The 4,572-nt window shown below is 64.8% G+C and carries 3 protein-coding genes and 2 pseudogenes; 2 read left to right on the top strand and 3 right to left on the bottom strand.

The window, feature by feature from the left end; all coding sequences use genetic code 11:
• Positions 1-405: pseudogene (locus IEY75_RS20550) on the bottom strand (transposase); the annotation flags it as partial.
• 205 nt (positions 406-610) lie between these two features.
• On the opposite strand from IEY75_RS20550, the gene IEY75_RS20555 reads away from it, so the two are divergent.
• On the top strand, positions 611-1,378 hold the full coding sequence (locus IEY75_RS20555) for a transposase family protein (protein WP_189116040.1): 768 nt from the start codon (positions 611-613) through the stop codon (positions 1,376-1,378).
• A gap of 500 nt (positions 1,379-1,878) precedes the next feature.
• On the opposite strand, the gene IEY75_RS20560 is transcribed toward IEY75_RS20555, so the two are convergent.
• A complete protein-coding gene (locus tag IEY75_RS20560) occupies positions 1,879-2,325 on the bottom strand; it encodes a hypothetical protein (RefSeq protein ID WP_189116041.1) in 447 nt (148 codons plus the stop codon).
• Between the two features lie 353 nt (positions 2,326-2,678).
• A pseudogene (locus IEY75_RS20565) lies at positions 2,679-3,137 on the bottom strand (transposase); the annotation flags it as partial.
• A gap of 50 nt (positions 3,138-3,187) precedes the next feature.
• Here IEY75_RS20565 and IEY75_RS20570 point away from each other — a divergent pair.
• A partial coding sequence (locus IEY75_RS20570) for an IS30 family transposase (RefSeq protein ID WP_189116042.1) occupies positions 3,188-4,572 on the top strand: 1,385 nt, incomplete at its 3' end.

Raw genomic sequence — 4,572 nt, forward strand, 5'->3', positions numbered from 1 at the left:
TTGCCGGCGTCGATGCCCTGCGTGGCGAGGGGCGCGTTGGTGGAGGTCTTCACGCTTTGTGTGTCGATTACGCAGGCGGTCGGCTCGGGGTCACGGCCGACCTTGCCTCGCGCCAGGGCGGTCAGGTCGAGGTTGAGTTGGGTGAACAGGTCCTCGCGTGCCCACATGTTGAAGTGGCCGTACACGCTCTGCCAGGGCGGCAGGTCGTGGGGAAGGTAACGCCAATGCGATCCCGGTCCGGTTCACGTACAGGATCGCGTTGAGGATCTCTCGTAGATCATGACTGGCGATTCGGCCTCCGACGCCGGCGTCGGTGCGGGCCTGTCGCCACGCGGTCAATCGGGGCTCGGCCAACTGCCAGCGAGCATCAGACAGGTCGTACGGGTACGTACGTCGATCAGCCATCCGGTTGGTCTACCGTGGACTGCCTCCCTCGCATCGCACGCAGAGTGCGGCGGTATCACCGCAACAATGAGCCTTTTCCAACCTTGTTTCGGCTGGTGGGGGGGTGGGGCTGAGAGGCGCGGCTGGCGTGTCGTTGCTCTATATGAGACGAGGCTCCTGATAGACGACGGGTACCACTACCTGATCGTCTGGCCAAGGAGCCTCGATGACCTATCCTGGCATGCTCACGCTGTCGACCGCGCACCTGACTCACCTGTCGGGCGTGTTGGCCGCCCACCGTCGCAGGATCGGTTGCCAGTGGCGGCGGCTGGCACCCGGTAGGCAGGCGCTGTTGGTGTTGGCGCACCTTCGCAACGGTGATACCTACGCTCGTCTGGCGGCCGGATTCGGGATCGGGCTGGCGACGGTGTGGCGGTACGTACGCGAGGCCGTCGATCTACTCGCCTCCGCGGCGCCGACGCTGACCGCCGCATTGTGGCGGCTTGCTCACAACGGGCATGGCCTGGGAATACTCGACGGAACCCTGGTAGCCACCGACCGGCTCGGCGGTGCTCTCAACCGCCCGTACTACTCCGGGAAGCACCACCGGCATGGCGTGAATCTGCAAGCCCTGGCCGACCCGCGCACCGGCGAACCGGCGTGGATCTCGGCCGGGCTACCCGGCTCGACCCACGACCTGACCGCCGCCCGCATACACGACATCGTCCGCCGGGCGGCCAAAGCGGGCGTCGGGCTGCTGGGCGACAAGGGATACCAAGGTGCAGGCGGTACCGTCGTCACACCACACAAAGGCCGCAAACTGACCCGAGCCCAGAAGACCCACAACCGGATGGTCAACACCATCCGAGGACCCGGCGAACGCACCTTCGCCACCCTCAAAGCATGGCGACTACTCACCAAGATCCGCTGCTGCCCGCAACGCGTCGGTCACCTCGCCCGCGCCGTCCTCACGCTCCACCACGGCCAAGAATGAGCCACTTTCATCCTGACCGCAGGGACGTCACCGCGACCTCGACTCATCCGGCTCCTGCTGTTGGCCCGGCGGCCCGACCCGCGGTGGACCTGCCTACCGCCTGAGGTCGAGGCTCTCCCACACCTCGTCTGACCTGCCAGGACGTCAGGATGAAAATGGCTCAATCATGAGGATGGAAAAGGCTCTCTCTACTGGGCAGCGTCACAGCTTGACCTACCCACCCTCGCTGACTCGGCTACAACGGCTGTGGCCAAGACATATATACACCCTTCAACCAACCGCCGGTGGAAAGAAACTCGCTCCAGACAACCGCGCTCACAACCGCTTCCTACAGCGCCACGCACCCAAGGCGAACATGGGTTCGCCATCCTCACCGAACGCTGGTTGCACCCTTAAACGCCACCGTCAGCCCCAGCAGACTTGGTGACATCGTCCGCGCCAGCCACGTCCTCACCTTAACGAATACCACCAATTATCGAATCCTTGCTGAGATAACCTCATTAAGGCACGCGGCAGCCCCGGTTGATTCGGGTGTCGCCAACCCACAGGTCCGTGCCGGGATACCATGTGTCCGAGTAGTCAATGCTCACGCTGTTGCCGCCCTTGCCGGCGGTGTCACTGGCCCACTTGGCTGCATTGCCGACGTAGACGACGAAGTTGCCATCGTTCTGGTAGACAGCACGGGCGCCGGAGCCCTTGGCTCCGATCGACCAACAAACGTAATTCTGTCCGTTGTTCAAGTACGAACGGAAGACCAGGTTTCCGTCGGACTGCATCTTCAACTCGAAGTGTGCATCCCTATCTCCGACCAAGACGGCGTGGATCGAGTCGCCGGCATTCAGGGTGTTGCCCTTAGGCATCGCCTGATCCCATACCCTGGGCGCAATAGCGGCCCCGGCCGCTGTCGCCCATCCAGTCATCGCGACCGTGGTGACGGCAGCCGCCACGACCCATCGTCGCATCCAAACCCCCACGAGAACTCCCTTCTCCCCCCGGCGATTTGCCGCGGCGCAATCAGTTGCCGGCGGCGATGCTACCTCAATGACAGCTGATAGAAACCCCTGTGTCGCATAGCCGACACAGGGGGCCGTTTTCAGCCTGGTGGCCGGTGGTGATCTCGGGGGCGTGAGCTGGGATGGCGGCGCGTCGATCATCCAGTGGGACGAGACTCCTGGCAGGAACAGCAGTCGACCAAGACTTCGGAGCCGCGTTGCTTACCAATCCTGCCAGCATCTGCCTGTCGACACGCACGTTGACCAACCTTGCTCGGGTCTGCTGCACCGATAGGTGACAGTTGTAGTCACGCGGCCTGACTGGCTGGTGGGGTCATGATGGCCTCGTACTCGATAGGGGTCAACCGGCCCAGGGGCCGTTGTCGTCGGCGTCGGTGGTAGGTGCGTTCGATCCAGGTCACGATCGCGGTGCGCAGTTGCTCGCGGGTGGTCCAGGTGCGTCGGTTGAGGACGTTGTTCTGGAGCAGCCCGAAGAAGGACTCCATCGCGGCGTTGTCCCCGGCGGCGCCGACGCGGCCCATCGACCCGACCATGCGGTGGCGGTTCAGAGCGCGTTGCAGCTTCCTTGATCGAAATTGGGATCTGCGGTCGGTGTGTAGGACGCATCCGGCCAGGTCGCCGCGTCGGGCGGCGGCGTTGTCGAGGGCGTTGACGGCCAGGCGGGACTTCATCCGGCTGTCGATGGAGTAGCCGACGATCCGCCTTGACCACACGTCCTTGACCGCGCAGAGGTAGAGCTTGCCCTCCATGGCTTAGATTCCAGCAGTCGTCGCAACACCTGCAGGAGGTTGCTGCGATGGCGGGTCCCAAGTACAGCGCGGAAGTGCGGCAGCGCTTCTTCGATCTTGTTGATCAGGGAGCCACCGTCCGGGCCGCGGCGGCGGCCTCGGGCGTGCATCCTGATGCCGCGTACTCGTGGTTGCGTCAGGCTGGTCTGGCGATGCGCCGGGCCCGTCCGAGGGTCTACACAGATGAGGAGAAAGCCGAGTTCTTCCGACTGTTGGCCCGGCACGGCAATGTGTCGGTGGTGGCCCGCATGCTCGGGTTCACGCGCGTCACCTGCGACAAGTGGGCGCATCAGGCGGGCATCGTCACCAGCCAGAACAGGGCGGTCAACCCACGGCGAGAGGCGTTCCTGAGGCTGCGGTCCGAGGGAATGACTCGGGCGCAAGCGGCGGCGCAGGTCCGCGCGGACAAGCGATCGGCGGCGGACTGGGACAAGGGCATCACGATCATCCATCGAGGACGCGTCTACCCCGACGGGCGCGTCGTGCGCTATCCGGAGCCGATACTGGCCGGCGTGACGAAGCCACGCACCTCCAACACCGTCGGAGGCAAGGTCGACCTGGACCGGGTCGAGAAGGTCATCCATCGCCGATACTTGAGCCTGCTGGAGCGCGAGCTGTCTGACCTGCGTCGCTCCGGGATGTCGATCCGGATGATCGCCGCCCAGCTGCGGCGATCTCCGTCGACCATCAGCCGTGAGCTGCGCCGCAACACGACTACCGCACGCGGCTACCTGCCCCATACGGCGCATCGGACGTCGGTCCAACGACGCCTACGACCCAGGAAGCCGAAACTCCTGACACACCCTGAGCTGCGAACATACGTACAGCATCGGCTGGGCAAGAAATGGTCGCCGCAGCAAGTCAGCCGGCGCCTGACCAAGGACTTCCCGGACTCGACGGGCATGCGTGTGAGTACCGAGACGATCTACCAGGCGATCTACGTGCACGCGACCGGGGACCTCAATCGGGACCTCGCCCGGCAGCTACGCCGCGGCCGACGCGCACGCAAGCCACGCCGAGACCCGAGCGTCCGCCGCCCCCGATTCGTTGACCCGATGACCTCGATCAAGATGCGACCGGCAGCGGTCGACACCCGAACGACACCTGGGCACTGGGAGGGCGACCTCATCATCGGCGCGACCGGGAAGTCCGCCATCGCGACCTTGGTCGAGCGCACCAGCCGATTCGTGGTCCTCGGACACCTCGGCGCCGACCGAAACGCCGAAACCGTCCGCGACAGCCTCATCACCGCCGTCTCACCACTACCCCAGACGCTACGCACCAGCCTCACCTGGGACCAAGGAGCAGAAATGGCCGAACACCGCGCGTTCAGCATCGCCACCGACATGGACGTCTACTTCTGCGACCCAGGCTCTCCCTGGCAGCGCGGAAG

It is taken from the genome of Pilimelia terevasa, assembly GCF_014647915.1.
GTDB lineage: Bacteria > Actinomycetota > Actinomycetes > Mycobacteriales > Micromonosporaceae > Pilimelia > Pilimelia terevasa.